General features: G+C 73.4%; 15 protein-coding genes. 9 read left to right on the forward strand and 6 right to left on the reverse strand.

Annotated features, from left to right (window positions below; genetic code table 11):
• The first annotated feature begins 548 nt into the window (after positions 1–548).
• The 4 genes from OG552_RS06695 (at position 549) to OG552_RS06710 (ending at position 3,519) form a co-directional block, all read left to right on the forward strand.
• Positions 549–1,256: an SGNH/GDSL hydrolase family protein gene (locus OG552_RS06695; RefSeq protein WP_329130268.1), complete on the forward strand. Its 708-nt coding sequence runs from the start codon at positions 549–551 to the stop codon at positions 1,254–1,256.
• Between the two features lie 188 nt (positions 1,257–1,444).
• Positions 1,445–2,509: a Dyp-type peroxidase gene (locus tag OG552_RS06700; protein ID WP_329130269.1), complete on the forward strand. Its 1,065-nt coding sequence runs from the start codon at positions 1,445–1,447 to the stop codon at positions 2,507–2,509.
• Positions 2,506–3,318, forward strand: coding sequence for a family 1 encapsulin nanocompartment shell protein (locus tag OG552_RS06705; protein WP_329130270.1), 813 nt, complete (start codon positions 2,506–2,508; stop codon positions 3,316–3,318). Before OG552_RS06700 ends, OG552_RS06705 begins: the two co-directional genes overlap by 4 nt.
• 48 nt (positions 3,319–3,366) lie before the next feature.
• On the forward strand, positions 3,367–3,519 hold the full coding sequence (locus tag OG552_RS06710) for a hypothetical protein (RefSeq protein ID WP_329130271.1): 153 nt from the start codon (positions 3,367–3,369) through the stop codon (positions 3,517–3,519).
• Between the two features lie 81 nt (positions 3,520–3,600).
• Here the strand turns inward: OG552_RS06710 and OG552_RS06715 are convergent, their stop codons facing one another.
• Entirely contained in the window at positions 3,601–5,820 is a 2,220-nt protein-coding gene (locus OG552_RS06715) for an NADP-dependent isocitrate dehydrogenase (protein WP_329130272.1), read from the reverse strand.
• 250 nt (positions 5,821–6,070) lie between these two features.
• Here OG552_RS06715 and OG552_RS06720 point away from each other — a divergent pair, with 250 nt between their 5' ends.
• Together OG552_RS06720 and OG552_RS06725 are read left to right on the forward strand one after the other, a co-directional pair.
• Positions 6,071–7,336 (forward strand): hypothetical protein, encoded by a 1,266-nt coding sequence (locus OG552_RS06720; RefSeq protein ID WP_329130273.1) that lies wholly within the window; start codon positions 6,071–6,073, stop codon positions 7,334–7,336.
• Positions 7,333–7,689, forward strand: coding sequence for a hypothetical protein (locus tag OG552_RS06725; RefSeq protein WP_329130274.1), 357 nt, complete (start codon positions 7,333–7,335; stop codon positions 7,687–7,689). The genes OG552_RS06720 and OG552_RS06725 overlap by 4 nt, the downstream gene beginning before the upstream one ends.
• Here OG552_RS06725 and OG552_RS06730 read toward each other — a convergent pair.
• Positions 7,619–10,006, reverse strand: a complete 2,388-nt coding sequence (locus OG552_RS06730; protein WP_329130275.1) for an ATP-binding protein — start codon at positions 10,004–10,006, stop codon at positions 7,619–7,621. The genes OG552_RS06725 and OG552_RS06730 overlap by 71 nt on opposite strands.
• 182 nt (positions 10,007–10,188) lie before the next feature.
• On the opposite strand from OG552_RS06730, the gene OG552_RS06735 reads away from it, so the two are divergent.
• Positions 10,189–13,344 (forward strand): AfsR/SARP family transcriptional regulator, encoded by a 3,156-nt coding sequence (locus OG552_RS06735; protein ID WP_329130276.1) that lies wholly within the window; start codon positions 10,189–10,191, stop codon positions 13,342–13,344.
• A gap of 346 nt (positions 13,345–13,690) precedes the next feature.
• Here OG552_RS06735 and OG552_RS06740 read toward each other — a convergent pair whose 3' ends face one another.
• On the reverse strand, positions 13,691–15,343 hold the full coding sequence (locus OG552_RS06740; RefSeq protein WP_329130277.1) for an acyl-CoA dehydrogenase family protein: 1,653 nt from the start codon (positions 15,341–15,343) through the stop codon (positions 13,691–13,693).
• Between the two features lie 91 nt (positions 15,344–15,434).
• Between OG552_RS06740 and OG552_RS06745 the strand changes: the two genes are divergently transcribed.
• Positions 15,435–16,184 (forward strand): PaaX family transcriptional regulator C-terminal domain-containing protein, encoded by a 750-nt coding sequence (locus OG552_RS06745; RefSeq protein ID WP_329130278.1) that lies wholly within the window; start codon positions 15,435–15,437, stop codon positions 16,182–16,184.
• Between the two features lie 84 nt (positions 16,185–16,268).
• Positions 16,269–17,195, forward strand: coding sequence for a carbohydrate kinase family protein (locus tag OG552_RS06750; RefSeq protein WP_329130279.1), 927 nt, complete (start codon positions 16,269–16,271; stop codon positions 17,193–17,195).
• A 171-nt stretch (positions 17,196–17,366) separates the two neighbouring features.
• On the opposite strand, the gene OG552_RS06755 is transcribed toward OG552_RS06750, so the two are convergent.
• The 3 genes from OG552_RS06755 to OG552_RS06765 form a co-directional block, all read right to left on the reverse strand.
• Complete coding sequence (locus OG552_RS06755; protein ID WP_329130280.1) at positions 17,367–17,765, reverse strand: VOC family protein; 399 nt, start codon at positions 17,763–17,765, stop codon at positions 17,367–17,369.
• Positions 17,766–17,862: 97 nt separating this feature from the next.
• Positions 17,863–18,300 carry an SRPBCC family protein gene (locus tag OG552_RS06760; protein WP_329130281.1) on the reverse strand — a complete coding sequence of 146 codons (438 nt, stop codon included), beginning with the start codon at positions 18,298–18,300 and terminating at the stop codon, positions 17,863–17,865.
• Between the two features lie 205 nt (positions 18,301–18,505).
• Positions 18,506–19,927, reverse strand: a complete 1,422-nt coding sequence (locus tag OG552_RS06765; protein WP_329140598.1) for an SDR family NAD(P)-dependent oxidoreductase — start codon at positions 19,925–19,927, stop codon at positions 18,506–18,508.
• Positions 19,928–20,421 lie beyond the last annotated feature (494 nt).

A 20,421-nucleotide genomic window follows, 5' to 3' on the forward strand; every position in this document is an offset into this window, starting at 1 on the left:
CCGGAGCACCGGGAAGAACACATCCCGCGATGGCTCATTTCCACGATCGGAAATCCCGCTCACCCGACTCGTGAAGGGGCAGCCGCCCCACCGCACAACGCCCGTCACCCGGCGGCGATTTCCGTACGGCACATATCAGCCGGTGCCGGTGGAGCCGGCCGCCGGCAACTGTTACAACCTTGTACGGCCGACCCGCCCGGCCGGGACTCCGCGTGGTGGTCGCCGCTGGGGGCCGTACCGCTCTCCACCGTGCTGCTCAATCCGGTGGGTGACGTGGAGCGGGAACGGGCGAACTCGGGCGCGCCGCCCGACAGGTCCGCGGCGGTGGGTGCGGCCGGCCGGGAGTGACGCCCCACCGGGGGAGGGCTTTTGCGGCCAAACCGGTTGCGTTTCGGTGCGGCCGCTCCCGCCGGAAGTGCGGCGGATGGTAATCACGTGACGTGCTCGCCGCGTACCCGCGGTACTGCGCATGCCGCTTGGCACCCCACACTTCTCAAGTCTCGTTGAAAGGACCTGCCTTGCGCGGAATCTTCTCCGATAAACGTGTCATGTCCCTGTTCGGTGCATGGGCACTGGCGGTGACCGGCGCCTTCATCGGGCTGATGTTCCCCACCGCGGCGGTACCCGCGACACCCGGTCGGTCCAGCAGCGGGGTACGGATCATGCCGCTCGGCGACTCGATCACCGACGGCTGGACCCCGTATCCCGGCGGCTACCGGGTCACCTTGTGGCAGCAACTGACCGCCGGCGGCCACCGGGTGGACTTCGTCGGCTCCCGGGCCAACGGCCCGGCCGCCCTCGGCGACCACGACCACGAGGGCCACCCGGGCTGGCGGATCGACCAGCTCGACGCGCACATCGTCAGCTGGCTGAAGGAGAGCGACCCGGGGACGATCCTGCTGCACATCGGGACCAACGACATCAACCAGGACCACGACGTCGCCCACGCCCCCGCCCGGCTGTCCGGGCTGATCGACGACATCCTGCGGACCGAGCCCGGCGTGCAGCTCTTCGTCGCCCGGATCATCACCGAGCAGAACGCGCAGCGCGCCGCGATGGTGGACGCCTTCAACGCGGCGCTGCCCGGCATCGTGGCCGGCAAGGGACCGAACGTCCATCTGGTCGACATGCACGCGGCACTGACGACCGCCGACCTCGCCGACGGCGTCCACCCCTCGCGGACCGGTTACGACAAGATGGCGCTGGTCTGGCTGAACGCGCTGCGGGAGGCCAGGGCCGGCCGGGAAGCCGCCTGACGGGGATACCACGGAGGCGCTGACCGGCTCCGGCGCGGTCCGGTGCGCCCACCCGCGCGCGGCGCCCGATCCCGGTCCGGACACGGCCACCGGACCGCTCGCCCGACAGCGGATGCAAGTAAAGTCCTGATGAGCCATGTGATCACCGCGCACCCTCCGCGCGCCGACGCAGAGAGCAGGAGACCGGATTGCCGTCCGAATCGCTTCCCGAGGCCGGGCCGGGGTCAGAGCCGCAGTCGGTGCTCAGTCCGCTGACCAGTGCCTCGATCTTCCTCGTCGTCACGGTCGACCCCGGCGGCGAGCAGGCTGTACGTGATCTGCTGCCGGACATCGCGGGGCTGCAGCGGGCGTTCGGCTTCGCGGCGCCCGAGGCGGTGCTCAGCTGTGTGACGGGGGTCGGGTCCGACGCCTGGGACCGCCTCTTCGACTACCCGCGTCCCGCGGACCTGCACCCCTTCGTACCGCTGGAGGGCGCCCGGCACCGGGCCCCGGCCACCCCCGGCGACCTGCTCTTCCACATCCGGGCCACCCGGCTCGACCTGTGCTTCGCGCTCGCCTCGGAGATCATGAAGCGGCTGCGCGGCGCGGTGACGCTCCAGGACGAGGTGCAGGGCTTCAAGTACCTCGACACCCGGGACCTGATGGGCTTCGTGGACGGCACCGAGAACCCGGTGGGCGACGACGCGAGCGACGCCGTGCTGATCGGCGACGAGGATCCGCCGCACGCGGGCGGCAGCTATGTGATCGTGCAGAAGTACCTGCACGACCTCGACAGCTGGAACCAACTGCCGGTCGAGGCCCAGGAGAAGATCATCGGCCGGACCAAGGCGACCAACATCGAGCTGGATGCGCCCGGTTCGCATGTGGCGCTGAACACCGTCACCGACCCGGACGGCACCGAGCGGGACATCCTGCGCGACAACATGCCGTTCGGCAGTCCTGGCAGCGGCGAGTTCGGCACGTACTTCATCGGCTACGCCCGCACCCCGGACGTCACCGAGCAGATGCTGCGCAATATGTTCCTCGGTGTGGCACCCACCGGGCACGACAAGATCCTGGACTTCTCCACGGCGGTCACCGGCACGCTCTTCTACGTGCCCTCCGCCGACTTCCTCGACGACCCGCCCGGCCCCCCGGCCGCCGCCACGACCGCCGCCACGACCGCCGCGGCGGCACCGGCCGCGGCCTCCCTCCCCCGGCCCGCCGACGGCAGCCTGGGCATCGGCAACCTGAACAGGAGCACGACCCCGTGAACAATCTGCACCGTGAACTCGCCCCTGTCTCCGCCGCCGCCTGGGCCGATCTGGAGGCGGAGGCGACCCGTACCTTCAAGCGGAACGTCGCGGCCCGCCGGATGGTGGACGTGCCCGAACCCGCCGGTTCCGAGCTGGCCGCCGTCACGACCGGCCACCTGGACACGGTGACCGCGCCGGCCGACGGGGTGCTCGCCCGTACCCGCCGCTCGCAGCCGGTGGTCGAGCTGCGGGTGCCGTTCACCGTCGACCGCTCCCAGGTGGACGACGTGGAGCGCGGTGCCAAGGACGCCGACTGGCAGCCGGTGAAGGACGCCGCCCGGGCGCTCGCCTTCGCCGAGGACCGCGCGGTCTTCGAGGGCTACCCGGCGGCCGGCATCACCGGTATCCGGGCCTCCTCCTCCAACGCCGAGCTGACGCTGCCCGCCGACGTACGGGAGTACCCGGACGTCATCAGCCAGGCCATCACCGCGCTGCGGCTGGCCGGTGTGGACGGCGCGTACAGCCTGGCGCTCAGCGCGGACGCGTACACCGCGGTCAGTGAGACCTCCGACCACGGCTACCCGATCCACGAGCACCTCGCCCGGCTGCTCGACGGGGACATCATCTGGGCGCCCGCGATCGACGGCGCCTTCCTGCTCGCCACCCGCGGCGGGGACTTCGAGCTCCGTCTCGGCCAGGACGTGTCGATCGGCTACCTCGGCCACGACGCCACCAGCGTCGAGCTGTACTTCCAGGAGACGCTGACCTTCCTGGTCTACACCTCCGAGGCCGCCGTGGCCCTCAAGCCCGCGGCCCCCGCGGTCTGACCGTGTCCTCGGGCGCCCGGGTCCGCAACCCCGGCCCGGGCGTCCGCCGTGCCGGACGCGATCTCACGTTCCCGGCCCCGCGGGCGTCTACCGGGTGAGAGCGATCCGGACGGGATCGGCCGGGCGGACGGGCTCGACCGGAAGCGGTTCCTGCTGGACCTGGAGGAGCCGGCCGGGGAGAAGGCTGCCCGGCTGTTCTGAGCCGGGGGGATGCGGGAACGGCGGTGGCCGGGACCCTTCGGGGGTCCCGGCCACCGCCGTCCGTACATGTGCCGGGCGGTGTCAGCCCAGCGTCGCCAGCGCCGCGTTGAGCGTCGCGGACGGCCGCATCACGGCCGTCGCCTTGGCGTCGTCGGGGCGGTAGTAGCCGCCGATGTCGGCCGGGCTGCCCTGGACGGCGATCAGTTCGGCGACGATCGTCTCCTCCTGGGCGGCGAGCGACTTGGCCAGGGCCGCGAACGCCTCCGCGAGTGCCGCGTCCTCGGTCTGGCCGGCCAGCTCCTGCGCCCAGTACAGGGCCAGGTAGAAGTGGCTGCCGCGGTTGTCGATGCCGCCGAGCCGACGGGACGGCGACTTGTCCTCGTTGAGGAAGGTGCCGGTGGCCCGGTCCAGGGTGTCCGCGAGGATCTGTGCGCGGGCGTTGCCGGTGCTCTGTGCGAGGTGCTCGAAGCTCACCGCGAGCGCCAGGAACTCGCCGAGGCTGTCCCAGCGCAGGTAGTTCTCCTTGAGCAGCTGCTGCACGTGCTTGGGCGCGGAGCCGCCGGCGCCGGTCTCGAAGAGACCGCCGCCGTTGATCAGCGGGACGACCGAGAGCATCTTGGCGCTGGTGCCCAGCTCCATGATCGGGAAGAGGTCGGTCAGGTAGTCGCGCAGCACGTTGCCGGTGACGGAGATGGTGTCCTCGCCGCGGCGGATCCGCTCCAGCGAGAACGCGATGGCGTCCTCCGGCGTCCTGATCTCGATCTGCAGCCCGTCGGTGTCGTGCTCCGGGAGGTAGGCCGTGACCTTCTCGATGAGCACCGCGTCGTGCGCGCGGCTCTCGTCCAGCCAGAAGACCGCCGGGTCGCCGGTGGCGCGGGCGCGGGAGACGGCGAGCTTGACCCAGTCGCGGATCGGCACGTCCTTGGTCTGGCACATCCGGAAGATGTCGCCGGCGCCGACCGCCTGCTCCAGCACGGCCCGGCCGCTGCCGTCGACCACCCGTACGGTGCCGGTGGCCGGGATCTCGAAGGTCTTGTCGTGGCTGCCGTACTCCTCGGCGGCCTGCGCCATCAGGCCGACGTTCGGCACCGAGCCCATGGTGGCCGGGTCGTAGGCGCCGTGCGCGCGGCAGTCGTCGATGACGACCTGGTAGATGCCGGCGTAGGAGCTGTCCGGGATGACCGCGAGGGTGTCGGCCTCCTGGCCGCCGGGGCCCCACATGTGGCCGGAGGTGCGGATCATGGCGGGCATCGAGGCGTCCACGATGACGTCGCTGGGAACGTGCAGGTTGGTGATGCCGCGGTCGGAGTCGACCATGGCGAGCGCCGGGCCCTCGGCCAGTTCGGCGTCGAAGGACGCCTTGATCGCCGGGCCCTCGGGCAGCGCGTCCAGGCCCTTGAGGATGCCGCCGAGGCCGTCGTTCGGGGTGAGGCCGGCCGCGGCGAGGGTGGCGCCGTACTCGGCGAAGGTCCTGGGGAAGAAGGCGCGGACCACGTGGCCGAAGATGACCGGGTCGGAGACCTTCATCATGGTGGCCTTGAGGTGAACCGAGAAGAGCACGTCCTCGGCCTTGGCGCGGGCGATCTGCGCGGTCAGGAACTCGCGGAGCGCGGCGACGCGCAGCACGGAGGCGTCGACGACCTCTCCGGCCAGCACGGGCACCGCTTCGCGCAGCACGGTGGTGGAGCCGTCGTCGCCGTGCAGCTCGATGCGCAGGCTGCCGGGCTCGGCGATCACCGCGGACTTCTCGGTGCTGCGGAAGTCGTCCACGCCCATGGTGGCGACGTTGGTCTTGGACGCGGGCGACCAGGCGCCCATCCGGTGCGGGTGCGCCTTGGCGTAGTTCTTCACCGAGGCGGGAGCGCGGCGGTCGGAGTTGCCCTCGCGCAGCACCGGGTTGACGGCGCTGCCCTTGATCTTGTCGTACCGGGCCCGTACGTCCTTGTCGGCGTCGGACTTCGGGTCGTCCGGGTAGTCCGGCAGCGCGTAGCCCTGCGCCTGCAACTCGGCGACGGCCGCCTTGAGCTGCGGGATGGACGCCGAGATGTTCGGCAGCTTGATGATGTTCGCGGCCGGCGTCCTGGCCAGCTCTCCCAGCTCGGCGAGGGCGTCCGCGATCCGCTGCCCCTCCTCCAGGTACTCGGGGAAGGCGGCGATGATCCGTCCCGACAAGGAGATGTCCCGGCTCTCGACACTCACTCCCGCGGTGGAGGCGTAGGCCTCGATCACCGGCAGGAACGAATACGTCGCCAAGGCCGGGGCCTCGTCGGTGTGCGTATAGATAATGGTCGAGTCAGCCACCGGTCGCTCCGCTCCAGGTCTCTAGATTGCTCGATATCAAGATATCCCTTGCACACCCCGCGATCGACAGGACCCCGCTTCCGACCGTTTCCCGGCCCGCCCGCCCCACGGCCTGACCGGCCCCGGCACCGGCCTGCAAGCCGACCGCAAGGGTTGCGCAAGACCCTCACCGCAGCCGTCGGGCATCCCCCTGGCGAGGAGGTTTCGACCCGGGCCCCAGAGCGGGGCTTCGACGTGTCGGGGGAGGGTCATGCCGGTGAGGGAAGTGCAGGACGGAACATCGGGTACGCAGCAGGAGGCGGTACGGGACCGGTTCGCCGCGGGGGCGGACGCCGGTCGGTGGCGCACGGTGCCGGCCCGCAAGACGGTGCTGGTACTGGTGCACACCGAGGTGTACGGCAGACGACTGCAGGATCTGCTGCCGCTGCTGGCATCGGACCTGCGGATCGAGGTGGTCTTCACCATCGCGCCGCACGCGTTCAACGGGGGCGTCGCGCGTTATCTGCGGGGCCTGGGTGCCACGGTGATCCCGTGGGCCGAGGCGGTCAGGACGACGTTCGACCTCGCGCTCGCCGCGGGGTCCCAGGGAATGGAGCAGGTCAGGGCGCCGCTGGTGCGGATCTCGCACGGCGCGGGCCACATGTCGCTGGCACGGGCACAGGAGGGTGCGGCGGAACACGGCTTGCCCCGCGAGCCCGGCGGGATCACCGGGCGGGACCATCTGACCTGGAAGGGGGCAGTGGTGCCGCGTGCGGTGGCGCTGGCCCACCGGGACGACCTGAGGGCGCTGCGGCAGTGGTGCCCGGAGGCGCTGCCGGTCGCCGAGGTGGTCGGTGACCCGGCGTACGACCGGGTCGCGGCGAGCCTGCCGTTCCGGGAGCGGTACCGGGCCGAGCTGGGGCTCGGGGCCGGCCGGCACCTGGTGCTGCTGACCTCGACCTGGGGCCGCCGGTCGGCGTTCAACCGCCTGGAGGCGCTGCTGCCGCGGCTGCTCGCGGAACTGCCGCGGCGCACGTACCAGGTCGCGATGCTGGTGCATCCGAATGTCTGGGCCAAGCACGGCCCCTGGCAGGTGAAGGCGTGGCTCGCGGACTGCCGGCGGGCGGGGGTGCTGCTCCTTCCGCCGGAGGTGGACTGGCGGGCACCGCTGATCGCGGCGGATTCGGTGATCGGGGACTACGGCTCGGTGACGCTGTACGCCACCATGACCGGCGCGCCGATCCTGCTCTCCCGCTATCCGTACCAGGACGCGAACCCGCTCTCGCCCGGGGTCGCGCTCGCGATGGCGGCCCCGGCTCTCTCACCGCACCGGCCGCTCGCCGACCAGCTGGCGTACGCCGCCGCGGAGTACCCGCGCCGGGAGTACGCCCGGATCGCGCGGCGGATCTCTTCGGAGCCCGGCCGCTTCAACCGGCGTATGCGGCGGTTGATGTACAGGGTGCTGGGACTGGGGCAGCCCGCCTACGCACCGGACACCGAACCGGTGTCGCTCTCCTCGGGCCAGGTGTCCGCGTGACCGGGCCCGCCTGCGATCACGTCAGGGTGGACCTGGACGGTTCGCCGCCGCCGGACCGGACGCTGCTCGCCTGCGCGGACGTCCTGTACGGCGCCGGCGGCCCGCAGGCGGCGGCGCGGCTGCTGCGGCGCCATCCGGGCTGCCTGCTGGTGTCGGTCCGGGACGAGCACGGGCAGTGCACGACGCTGACCCGGACCGGGGTACTGATCACGGCCGGCCCGGTGCGGGGCGGCGAGGAGCACGCCCTGTTCGCTTCGATGGTGCACCGGTGGCTGGTGGCGGTCAGCGCGGCTGCGGCGGCGCACCCCGGTCCTGCGGCGGGCCGGGGTCCTGAGCACCCAGCCGGGCCGTGAGGCGGCGGGCGTCCACCGGGCTGACCGGCAGGTAGACGGCCAGGGACCGCTCGTACCAGTCCCTGGCCGTTTCCGGTTCCCCGCGCCCGGCGGCGCTCTCACCCAGCAGCTCCAGCACTCTGCCCTGCCAGTGCACCGAGCCGGCGGCGGCGAACTCCTCCAGCGCGTCGCGGAGTTCCCGCTCGGCCACGGCGAAGTCGGTGACCCCGTCGGCCGCGTGGGCCCGGCCGAGAAAGGCGAGTGCCCGGGCCGCGTCATAGGGATCGGGCACGGCGAGCAGGTCGGCCCGGGCGCGGGCCAGCCACCGCACGGCGGCGAGCGGCCGGCCGGCCGCCAGGGCGATGTCGCCGAGGCACACCCGGGTCAGGGCGGCTCCCCGGGCGTAACCGATCTCCTCGCGGATGGTGAGGGCCGCGAGGAAGAAGGCGGTTGCCGGCCCGAGGCGGCCGGCCAGCCGGTGGGACTGGCCGAGGCCGTGCAGTGCCTGTGCTTCGGCCCGTCGGTCGCTGTCCCTGCGGGCCCCCTCCAGCGCCCGGCCGAACCAGCTGACCGCGTCGTCGTAGCGGCCCGCGTTGGACAGGCCGCTGCCCCCGGTGGTGAGCATGCGGCTGACGCCCGCGGTGTGCCCGGCCCGCTCGGCGGCGGCCAGGCCGACGGTGTGCGCCTCGATCCACAGGTCCAGGGGGCGCAGGCGCAGGAAGAGCGGTTGCATGCTGTCGACGGTCTGCCAGGCGGTGGCGTCCCAGCCGCGCTCGGCAGCCGTTCTCACCGCGGTCATCAGGTGCTGCCGTTCGGCGTCGAGCCAGGCGAGCGCGCTCGCCTCGTCCGGGAAGTCCGGGACGCCCTGCGGTTGCCGGGCGTAGTCGCGGCGCAGTCTGCGGTGGGTGGGCGACAGGAGTGCCCTGGCCCCGGTGGCGGTCGCCAGGTACCAGTCGAGCACCCGGCGTACCGCCTCCTCGCGGCCGGCGGGCGTCTCCTCCGCCGCGGCACGCTGGGCCGCGTGCAGACGGATCAGATCGTGGAACCGGTGGCGGTCAGGGCCGAGTTCCTCGACCAGATTGACCTCGACCAGTTCGTCCAGCAGCCGGGCGGCCGGTTCCGGGGACACCCCGGCGGCAGCCCCGGTCACCGCCGTGCCGAACTCGGTGACCGGCGCCAGCCCCAGCCGGCGGTAGCAGCGGGCCGTCGCGGGTGCCAGGGACGCGTACGTGTCGTCCAGTGCGGCGCGTACCGCCCCCTCGCCTCCCGCCTCCAAGGTGGCCAGGCGCTCGCTCTCCCGGCTCATGGCGCCGGCCAGCACCGCCAGCGGCTGCCGGGGCCGGGCCGCCAGCCGGGCGGCGGCGACGCACACCGCGAGCGGCAGCCCCGCGCACAGCCGGGCCAGCCCGAGGGCCGCTGCGGGTTCCCTGGCGACGCGGTCGCCACCGAGCCTGCGGGCGAGCAACTCCACCGTGGCAGCGGGGTCGAGGACGTCCAGCAGGCGGAAGGCGGCGCCGTCCACGCCGAGTCCGGAGAGCCTGCGCCGGCTGGTCACCACGGTGAGGGCGTCCGGTGAGCCGGGCAGCAGCGGGCGGACCTGGGCGGCGCTGAAGGCGTTGTCGAGGAGCAGGGAGATCCGCAGCCCGGCGGTGACCGTGCGCCACAGGGCGGTCTGCTCGGGCAGGTCGGCGGGCACGTGGCCGACACCGAAGGCGCGCAGGAAGCGGCCCAGCACTTCGCCGGGCCCCGCCGGTCCGGCCGTGGAGTGGCCGCGCAGATCGGCGTAGAGCTGCCCGTGCGGGTACGCGGCGGCCTGCGCGCGCAGCCAAGTGGCCGAGAGTGCGGTCTTGCCGACGCCTGCCGCGCCGGTGACGACGATGAGGGACGGGCCGCCGCCGGTGGCGGCGGCGCGCAGGGCGTCGAGGGCGGCGAGGTCGCCGGCACGGCCGGTGAGCTGGGCCGGGGCCGGAATGAGCTGGCGCGGTACGCGGGGCGGCAGGACCTGCTTGGCCGGCCGGCCGTGCTCATGGACGTGGATGCCGCCGCTGATGTCCCGGGCCTGGACGACGGGCCCCGTGACGCGGGCGGCCCCGGAGACGCCGTTGGACGTGCCGGCGGTGGCGTCCGCTCCGGGTGCGGGCACTGTGGCCAGCCAGGCTCGCAGGGCCGCGCGAGTCTCCGGCCCGGCCTGGGCCGCTTCGGCCAGTTGCCCGGCCAGGGCGGACACCGGCTCGGTGCCGTCCGGGGCGGTGGGCAGCAGTTCGGCCAGCGCACGGCGCGTCGCCGGGTCGGCGCGTGAGAGGGCCGCGGCCAGTTCAGCGGCTGATACCTGGCACATGTCCCGCCCCCCGCCGCAGCCCCACCAGCACGTGCTGTTTCACGCGTCGCACGCCCTTCAGCCGGCCCTCGTACGGCCGGAGTTCTCCCTCTTGACCATGAAAGACCGCAAATCACAAAGAAAGAAATGTTTCGGCCAACAATTTGTCGTCGTCTCGGCTCTCTTTGACCGAAGTTGCGGACATGTCACTCTGGGAGGGGCGGAGCGGACCGGCGGCGGGGGTGCTGGTGGGATTCGACATCGTCGTTCTGGGGCCCGTCGAGCTGAGGTCCGACGGGCGGCGCGAAATGTCCGGGTCCGCCAAGGAGTTACAGTTCCTGGCCGCTCTCGCGGTCGACGTGGGCAAGGCGGTCCCGCTGGACGTGCTGATCGGCCGGCTCTGGGACGACGCGCCTCCCGGCAAGCCCCGCGCGTCCCTGCACGCGTTCGCCACCCGCATCCGGCAGCGGATCGGCCACGACCGGCTTTCCCAGCAGGCGAGTTCGTATCTGCTGGACATCGACCCCGACGCGGTCGACTGCCACCGCTTCGTGCGGCTGTCCGCCCAGGCCCGCTCGCTCGCGTCCAGCGGCGACGACGTCCAGGCGCTCGCCCTGCTCAGGCAGGCGGAGGAGCTGTGGCGGGGCACACCGCTCACCGGCTTCACCGGTCTGTGGGCGGCGCGGACGCGTCACCGGTTCGACGAACAGCGCCTGGCCGCGACGCTGTTGCGCACCGAGATCGAACTGCGGACGGGCCGGTTCGCCGCTGTGGTCGGCGAGTTGTCCGCGCTCGCCGAGCGCTACCCGACGGACGAGGTGGTCGCAGGACACTTCATGACCGCCGCATACGCCTGCGGGCGGCAGACGGACGCCCTGCGCGCGTACGAGGCGCTGCGCCGCCGGCTGCGCACCGAGGGCACCGAGCCCGGCGCGGCCCTGGCCCGCGTCCACCGCCGTATCCTCGCGCAGGCCCCGGTCGCCGACCTGTTGCCCGGCCCCCGCCCGTCCGCACCGCCGCAGGCCCCGCACAGCCTGCCGGCGAGCGTCGAGCGGCTGGTGGGACGGGACGCGGAGCTGCAGCGGCTCACCGCGGTCGCACCCGGCGTGATCGCGTTCCAGGCGATCACCGGCATGGGCGGGGTCGGCAAGACCCAGCTGGCCCTCTACGTCGCCCGCCGGCTGGCCCCGCACTACCCGGACGCCGCCCTCTTCCTGAACCTCCAGGCCCACTCCCGCCGGCAGCCGCTCACCGCGCAGGCCGCGCTCACCACGCTCCTGCGCCGGCTCGGAACCCCCGCCACCGCCATTCCGCACGACCCCGAGGACCTCACCACCTTGTGGCGGACGGTGCTCAGCACCCGACGGGCGATCATCGTGCTGGACGACGCGGCCGGCCCGGCGCAGGTCAAGCCGCTGCTGCCGGGCGACTCCACCTCGCTCGTCCTGATCACCAGCCGGCGCCGGCTCGGCGGACTGCCGGGCGTCCGGCAGGTCTTCCTGGACGTCCTGCCGGCGACCGACGCCGAAGCGCTGCTGGCCGGGCTGATCGGCCCCGAGCAGTCCGGCGGCCCCGCCGAGCTGGCGGAACTGGCGCGGCTGTGCGGCGGCCTCCCGCTCGCCCTGGAACTGGCCGCCGGCCGCCTCAACTCCCGCCCCAGCTGGACGGTTTCCCACCTCGTGGAGCGGATCGCCGGCGGCACGGACCGGCTCGCCGAGATCCGCGACGGCCAGGTCGAGATCGCCTCCGTGCTGACCCTGAGCTACGACACCCTGCCGCCGCAGGAGCAGCGGGTTTTCCGGCTGCTCAGCCTGCACTTCACCACCACGTTCGGTCCGCACGCCACGGCGGCGCTCGTCGCCCTCCCGTTGGACGCGACGGAACGGCTGCTGGAAGCCCTCCTGGACGTGCACCTGATACGCGAACCCGCCCCGGAACGCTATGAGTTCCACGACCTGATCGCCGCTGTCTCGCACTCACTGGCCGCACAGGACCCCGAGCCGGTACGCGACCAGGCCCGCGGCCGGCTCGCGGATTTCTATCTGCAGGCGTTCACGGCCGCGGACGTACTGATCCACCCGCGCCGTCCCCGCGCCGAACTCCCGCCGGCCGGTGCGAGGTTCGTCCTTCCCGGCTGGCCCGACCCGGAGCGCGCCAAGAACTGGCTGCTGGCCGAGACCGGCGCCCTCCTCCCCGCGGCCGACCAATTCCGTGACCACGGCCGGCCGGAGCGCGCGGCCCGGCTCGCGCACGCGGCCGCCGGTTTCCTGGACTCCGAGGGCCTCTTCGCCGAGGCCGAGCAACTGCACGCGTTCGCCGCCGGCTTCTGGCACTCCACCGGTCAGCAGGGCCCGGAGGCGCATGCCCTCATCGCCCTGGCGGCGGTCCGGTCCCAGGCCGGCCGGCACGAAGAGACCGAGGCGACCGCCCGCCGGGCGCTGAGCGTCGCGCAGGCGGTCGGCGACGCCACGGCCGAGGCCGAGGCCCAGCGGGCACTGGGGCTGCTGCACTGGAACAGCGGCCGGCTGGAAGAGGCACGGCTGCGCCTCCAGGAAGCGCTGGACATCCGGCTCGGCATGGGCGATCCGTGGTACATCGCACGATTCCAGAACAATCTGGCCATGCCGCTGATCCAACTGGGGCAGCACGAGGCGGCGATGGAGCTGTTCCGGTCCGCGCTGAGCGGCTTCAGCCAGGTGGGAGACATCCGCGGGCAGGGGCAGACCCTCAACAACATGGGCGATCTCTACGCACACATGGGCGAGACGGACAAAGCGTACGACTCCTTCCGCCGCTCGCTGCCTCTCATCAACGAAGCGGGCAGCCGCTCGGAGAAGGCCGTCGCCCAGCTCAACCTGGCCACCGTCCGGCCGGCCGGGGACGACCCCGCGGAGGCGCTCGACACCCTGCGCGAGGCGCTGGCCATCTTCCGTTCCGTCAACGACAAATGGGGAGAGACGGAGACGCTCAACGCGATCGGCGGCGTCCTGCTGGCCGCAGGGCACCACGTGGAGGCCGCCGGCCACCACGCGGCGGCGCTGACGCTCGCACGCGGCACGGGGGCGAGCCTGGAAGAAGTCAAGGCACTGCGGGGCGCGGGTGTCGCCGAGTTACGGGCAGGGCGGTTCACGGCGGCTTCGGAAAGCCTCTCCTCCGCCCTTCGGCTGGCCCGCGAACTGAGAGTCACAGATCAAGAAGCGAGTATTCACGAGAGCTTTTCCGAGCTATTCCTGGCATTGGGCCGGCGTGATGAGAGCATTCGCCATCTCGGCACAGCACATGAGCTCGTGAAAAACAGCAGTTCCCGCGCTGCGCTGCAGTTGGCGAGGCGTTTGGAGGAGCTCACAAAGAGCTCGTAATTTACCCTGAGCCCCCGGTTGAGCGGGGCCGGAATTGGGCGCCCCAAAGATCTTGCGCGCGCCCTGGCACATGGACGAAGCTCTAGCCCATTACCGAAACTGACGGGACGGAAGTTAATTCCGCCTGTCCGTATGCAAGGACATGCCCTCGTGTTCATACAGCTGCCACCACCCCCGCCCCCGCCGGCAGTGATCATCGTCCTGAACGAGGGGCCCCAGGCCCTCGGCCCGACGTTGATCATGCGTCAGGACCGGTGCATGCCGTCCTAGGAGGCGGCGGAAGCTGATCGTGAAGGGCCCGGGGGCGGTGCGACCCCGGGCCCTTCCCGTCGGCGCGGGGGACGCGTCACGCGGTGGCCGGGAGGGCGCGGGTCACGATGGCGTCGAGGTCGGCGGTGGCCGGGAGGGTGCCGAAGGCGTTGCCCCAGTCGCCGCCGAGGCGGGTGGCGCAGAAGGCATCGGCCACCGCGGCCGGGGCATGGCGGACCAGCAGGGAGCCCTGGAGGGTGAGGGCCATCAGCTCGACCAGCCGGCGCGAGCGCATCTCGACCGCGGTGAGGTCGGAGAGTTCGGTACGCAGCCGGGCCACGGCGGCGTCGAGGCGGGCGTCGGCGCCCTGGGCGAGGGAGAGTTCGGCGAGCAGCGCCTCGACGGAGGCGGGTTCGCGGCCCAGCGCGCGCAGCACATCGAGCGCGTTGACATTGCCCGAGCCCTCCCAGATGGACAGCAGCGGCGCCTCGCGGTAGAGGCGGGGCATCACCGACTCCTCGACATAGCCGTTGCCGCCGAGGCACTCCAGCGCCTCGGCGGTGAAGGCCGGGCCGCGCTTGGTCACCCAGTACTTGCCGACCGCGGTCGCCACCCGCCGGAAGGCGTGCTCGGCGGCGTCGCCCCGCACCGCCCGGTCGGCGGCCCCGGCCAGCCGCAGGGTGAGGGCGGTGGCCGCCTCGGACTCCAGGGCCAGGTCGGCCAGCACATTGCGCATCAGCGGCTGGTCGAGCAGCCGGGCACCGAAGGCGGTGCGGTGGGCGGCATGGTGCCCGGCCTCCACCAGTGCCTTGCGCATCAGCCCGGCCGAGCCGAGGACACAGTCGAGCCGGGTGAAGTTGACCATCTCGATGATCGTCTTCACCCCGCGGCCCTCGGCGCCGACCAGCCAGGCCACGGTCCCGTCGAACTCGGGCTCGGAGGAGGCGTTGGAGCGGTTGCCGAGCTTGTCCTTGAGCCGCTGGATACGGAAGGCGTTGCGGGTGCCGTCCGGCAGGACCCGCGGCACCAGGAAGCAGGAGAGGCCGCCGGGCGCCTGGGCGAGCACCAGGAAGACGTCGCACATCGGCGCCGAGGTGAACCACTTGTGGCCGCGCAGCGTGTAGACGCCGGACTCGGCGGTGGGGGTGGCCGTGGTGGTGTTGGTACGGACGTCGGAGCCGCCCTGCTTCTCGGTCATCCCCATCCCGGCCAGCAGGCCGCGCTTGCCGGCCGGTGCCCGCAGCCCCGGGTCGTACACCCGGCTGACCAGCAGCGGTTCGTAGACCGCGGCGAGGTCCGGCTGGTGGCGCAGCGCGGGCACGATCGCGTACGTCATCGCCATCGGGCAGGCGTGCCCGGCGTCGGTGTGGCCCCAGGCGAGCGCGCCCGCGTACCGGGCGACGTGCGCGCCGGGCCGGCTGTCCGCCCACGCGGAGGCGGCGAAGCCCTCGGCCACCGCGACCCGCATCAGGCGGTGCCAGCTGTCGTGGAACTCGACCTCGTCGATCCGGTGGCCGAAGCGGTCGTGGGTACGCAGCTCCGGCTCGTGCCGGTTGGCCTGCTCGGCCCACTCCTGCGCCTCGGTGCCGCCGGCCAGCCGGCCCACCCGGCGGACGTCCTGCTCGGCCCAGCCGGCGCCCTCCCGGTGCAGGCCCTCGATCAGGGCGGCGTCCTGCGAGGCGTCGTACGGGGCCAGCGGCGGGGGTTGGTTGGTGACGTCGTGCGTGGCGTACGGGGCGAGAGTCTCCATGGCCTCGATATTACGTCGTTTCCACAACCGTACAAGGGATGTAATGCCCAGGGCCGGACCCGGCGGCGGCCGGGCGGGCACAATAGGGCCCATGAACAGCGAGGACGCCCAGGCGCCGCGGCCGCTGTCCGCGCGGTCGGTGGTGCTGAGCCTGCTGCTGGGCGCGCACCGGCCGGAGATGCCGGTGCGGGACCTGGTGCGCGCGGTGGCGCCCTTCGGGGTCTCGGAGGCGACGCTGCGGGTGGCACTGACCCGGATGACGGCGGCCGGCGACCTCCACCGCTCCGCCGGCACGTACCGGCTCTCCGACCGGCTGCTGGACCGCCAGCGGCGCCAGGACGAGGCGGTCCACCCGAGGACCAGGCCGTGGGACGGCGACTGGGAGATGGCGGTCGTCCCCGCCGGCGGGCGCGGTCCCGCCGAGCGCGCCGGGCTGCGCGCCGAGCTCTCCCGGCTCCGCCTCGCCGAGCTGCGCGAAGGGGTGTGGCTGCGCCCGGCCAATCTGCGGCGGACCTGGCCGGAGAGCCTCGCGCCGGTGCTCCAGCGGTTCACCGCCCGGCCCGGGCAGGACCCGCGGGAACTGGCGGCGCGGCTGTGGGCGCCTGCGGCCTGGGCCGGGGCGGCCGAGGAACTGCTGGGGCGCTTCACCCGGACGACGGGGCCCGCGGAGCGGTTCGCCGCGGCTGCGGCCATCGTGCGGCACCTGCTCACCGACCCGGTGCTGCCCGCCGCGCTGCTGCCGCCGCACTGGCCGGCCGGCGAGTTGCGGGCCGCCTACACCGCTTATCAGGAGGAGGCCATCGCGCTGGGGCTCGGCGCGGCGGGCGCGGAACGGGCGTAGGCCGGGGGCGAGCGGGCGCGACGGCGCGGGGCCTTCGGGTAGGGCTCCGCGACCGGCCGCCGTCGTACGGCAGCATGGGCTCTCATGAGTGACTTCCTGGTGGTCGGCGAGTGCGTGGCGGACATCGTGCGGGTGGCCGGGCGGCCGGATGTGCCGCATCCCGGCGGCAGCCCGGCCAACGTGGCGTACGGCCTGGCCCGGCTGGGGCGCCGCACCGCGCTGCTGACGCAACTGGGTGACGACCCGGCGGGCGAGCTGATCGGGGCACATCTGCGGGCGGCGGGCGTGGAGGTGCTGGGTGACCTCGGGGGGCCGGGTGTCGCCACGCCGACCGCCGTGGTGACGCTGGACGGCCGGGGGCAGGCCAGCTACGACTTCGACGTGCGGTGGACACTGCGGCCGGTCGGCACACCGCCGGGCGGGGTGCGGCATGTGCACCTCGGGTCGATCGGCGCGGTCACCGAGCCGGGGGCGGCGGCGGTCCGGGACGTGGTGGCGGCGCTGCGGCACGGGGCGACGGTCAGCTACGACCCCAATGTGCGGCCGGCCCTGATGGGTCCACGCGCGGAGGCGGTGCCGCGGGTCGAGGCGTGCGTCGCGCTCAGCGATCTGGTGAAGGCCAGCGACGAGGACCTGGCGTGGCTCTACCCGGGCGAGGCGCCCCCGCAGGTCGCGGAACGGTGGCTGGCGGCCGGCCCCGGCACGGTCGTGGTGACCTTCGGTGGGGAAGGTGCGGTGGCCTACTCCGCGGCGGGCGAGGTGCGCGGTGCGCCGGTCCCCGCGAAGGTCGCCGACACGGTGGGCGCGGGCGACTCCTTCATGTCGGCGACGCTGGACGCCCTCGCGGACCTCGGCCTCCTCGGCGGCCCCTCCCGCGCCCGGCTGGCCGCCCTGCCCGAACCCACCCTGGCCGCCGTCCTCCGCCGGGCGGCCACCGCCGCCTCCGTCACCGTCTCGCGCCCGGGCGCCAATCCCCCGGACCTGACGGAGCTGAGCGCCGCGCTGGCCTGACGCGGGCCCGCCGGCCGGTCCCAGCGGCGGCCGGGGCCGAACCGGAGGGAATCGGGCACGCCGGGAGCGGACCGGGCACGCAAGGACGGGATGCCGCCGGGATCGCCGCGCGGGTCCTGTCCTCGTACGGCCGGCGTCTCCGCGCCGGCCGTACGGCTGCGGCCGGGGTGCCTACGCGGGCATGGTCTCCAGCGCGAAGATCTCCCAGTGGTGGCCGTCCGGGTCGTAGAAGCTGCGGGTGTACATCGGGCTCTGCTCCTCGGTCCGGTGCGCCTGCTTCCCGCCGGCCCCGAGTGCCGCGTCGGCGACCCGGTCGACGTCCGCCCTGGTGTCCAGGCCGAGCGCGACGATCGCCTCGTTGCCTGCGGCGGTGTCCATGACCGGCCGGCCGGTGAAGTGGGTGAAGTACGGCTCCACCAGCAGCATGACGAAGATGTCGTCGCCGAGGACGAGGCAGCCGGCCTTGTCGTCGGTGTAGTCGGGGTCGAAGTGGTAGCCCAGCGCGGTGAAGAAGGACGTGGAGACCTCCAGGTCCTTCACCGGGAGGTTGACGAAGATCTTGGTCGTCATGACGGTGCCTCTGCTTCCGCTCGGGTTCCTCGGTCGGTGCTGTCACCCGGGCAGACCGGCCCGGTGCCCGGAACTCATCGGCCGGGGCGGCGGAAGGTCACCCCGCGAGGAGGGTGTCCAGGGCCCGGCCGAAGACCAGGCGGCCGGTGACGGCGGTCAGCCGGTCCAGCGCGTGCGGCAGGTGCCACACCCGCAGCTCCTCGCGCCAGCGCACCCGGGAGCCAGGGCCCCGCGGTACGACGTCGATCTCGGCCCAGCCGGTGACGAACCGGCCGGTCTTCTCCAGCCGGCAGTGCCCGCCCCCGGCGGATCCGCCGGGCGGCGACCACTCGGTGACACGCATCGGGTCGTCGAAGCCGAGCCGCCCGACGCCGGTGTGCGCGGTGAAGACGGTGCCGATGCCGGACGGCGGCGGCGTGGTCACGGCGATCCGGGTGAACGGCACGCTCGCGGTGTGCCGTTCCCAGGTGGTGAGGCGGCGCCACGCCTCGGCCGGCGGCAGCGCGGTGTCGCGCTGGATCACAAAGGGGGCCACCCGGCCACCGTAGGGCCTATGACCAGCCGGTGCGCGCCATGGTCGGCCGGTGCGGGAACGGCGGCCGGGCGGGCGGAATTCCGGGCCGCCCGCACCCCCGTGACGGGCGGCCCGGCCGGATGCACCGTTCCTCGGGCGTCGTCGCTCACCCGTTCATACTCCCGTCAGGGGCCGCAGGGTTGCCACCGGATTTTCCGGCTCCGGGTCACCAGGCGGAAGGGCGGTAGTCCTTGAGGAAGCAGCCGAAGAGGTCCTCGCCCTGTTCGCCGCGGACCACCGGGTCGTAGACGCGGGCGGCCCCGTCCACCAGGTCAAGCGGGGCGTGGAAGCCCTCGGCGGCGAGCCGGACCTTGTCGGGGTGCGGGCGCTCGTCGGTGATCCAGCCGGTGTCCACCGCGGTCATCAGGATGCCGTCGGTCTCCAGCATCTCCTGGGCGCTGGTGCGGGTGAGCATGTTGAGCGCGGCCTTGGCCATGTTGGTGTGCGGGTGGCCGGGGCCCTTGTAGCCACGGCTGAACTGCCCTTCCATCGCCGAGACGTTGACCACGTACTTGCGGCGGGCCGCCGCCGCTGCCATCGACGGCCGCAGCCGGCTGATCAGGACGAAGGGCGCGGTCACGTTGCAGAGCTGCACCTCCAGCAGCTCCACCGGGTCGACCTCCTCGACGGTCTGCACCCAGGTGTTGGAGGGGTCCAGGTCCGGGACCAGGCCGCCCGCGTCGATCGCGGTGCCCGCCTCGATCCGGGCGAGCGACGCCGAGCCGCTGACCAGGGCGAGCTCGGTGACGTCCTGCGCGGTGAGCGCCTGTCCGTGCGGCGAGGGGAGCGCGGCGGCGGTCTGGGCGCCGGAACCGAAGGCGCCGAACACCTCGGCGGCGGGCAGTTCGCCCGCGGGCAGCGGGGCGGACTCGGCGGCGACCAGTTCGCTGTAGGCGCGCGGGGAACGGCGTACCGTCTGGGCCGCGTTGTTGATCAGGATGTCCAGCGGGCCGGCCGCGGCGACCGAGTCGGCGAGCGCGACCACCTGGGCGGGGTCGCGCAGGTCGATGCCGACGATCTTGAGCCGGTGGATCCACTGGTCGCTGTCCGGCATCGCCTTGAAGCGGCGGATCGCGTCGTTGGGGAAGCGGGTGGTGATGGTGGTGTGGGCGCCGTCACGCAGCAGCCGCAGCGCGATGTACATGCCGATCTTGGCCCGGCCGCCGGTGAGCAGGGCGCGCCGTCCGGTCAGATCGGTGCGGGCGTCGCGGCGGGCCCGGTTCTCGGCCGCGCAGGACGGGCAGAGCTGGTGGTAGAAGGCGTCGACCTCGACGTAACGGGTCTTGCAGACGTAGCAGGAGCGCGGGCGCTGGAGGATGCCGGCGATCTCGGTGCTGACGGAGGCGGTCAGCTGGATGCCGAGGGTCTCGTCGTCGATGCGGTCGGCGGCCCCGGTGGCGGTGGCCTCGGTGACGGCCTTGTCGTTGGCGGTCTTCTCGGCCCGCCGCTCCTGCCTGCGGCGCTGCTTCACGGTCCGGTAGATCCCGGCGGTGGCCCGCCGTACCGCGATGGCGTCCGGGTGGTCGACGGGGATGCCGTCCAGCTCCGCGAGGACGGCGAGGCAGACCGCGAGCCGTTGGGGGTCGATGCCGTCTCCTGCGGAGGGCGGTACGGGGTCGCCGTCCGGCTGGGGCGCCGTGGCAGCGCCGGCGCCGGCGGACGCCCCGGCGTCCGCGACCGGCGACCCGGTCCGGTCCGTGTCCGGCTGCGCGGGCACCCCGGTGCCGGTGGCCGGCCCGGGGCCGGCCTCCGCGCCGGCGGACGCCCGCGCGGGCGCCTCGGTGTCGGCGAACGGCGCGTCAGTCCCGTCCGTACCCGGCTGCGCGGGTGCGCCGGCGGGGGGCCGGGCGGTAGCGGGGTGGCCGGGGTGGGGCTGGGTGGGGAGGGTGGGGCGGCGGGGTCCTTCTCCGGGCCGAGGTCGTGAAGGTCCTGCGTCGTCGCCGTCATCCCGCCGCTGCTCTCTCTGCTTTCACCCGCTTTGCCAGGGTCCACCCGGGCCTCAGGGCCGAACCTTACGTTTCGATCCGGGGCAGCTCCAAACCCGGACGGCGGTGCCCCACCGGTAGCCTCGGGGCGTTTCCG

The sequence above is a fragment of the Streptomyces sp. NBC_01476 genome (assembly GCF_036227265.1).
Lineage (GTDB): Bacteria > Actinomycetota > Actinomycetes > Streptomycetales > Streptomycetaceae > Actinacidiphila.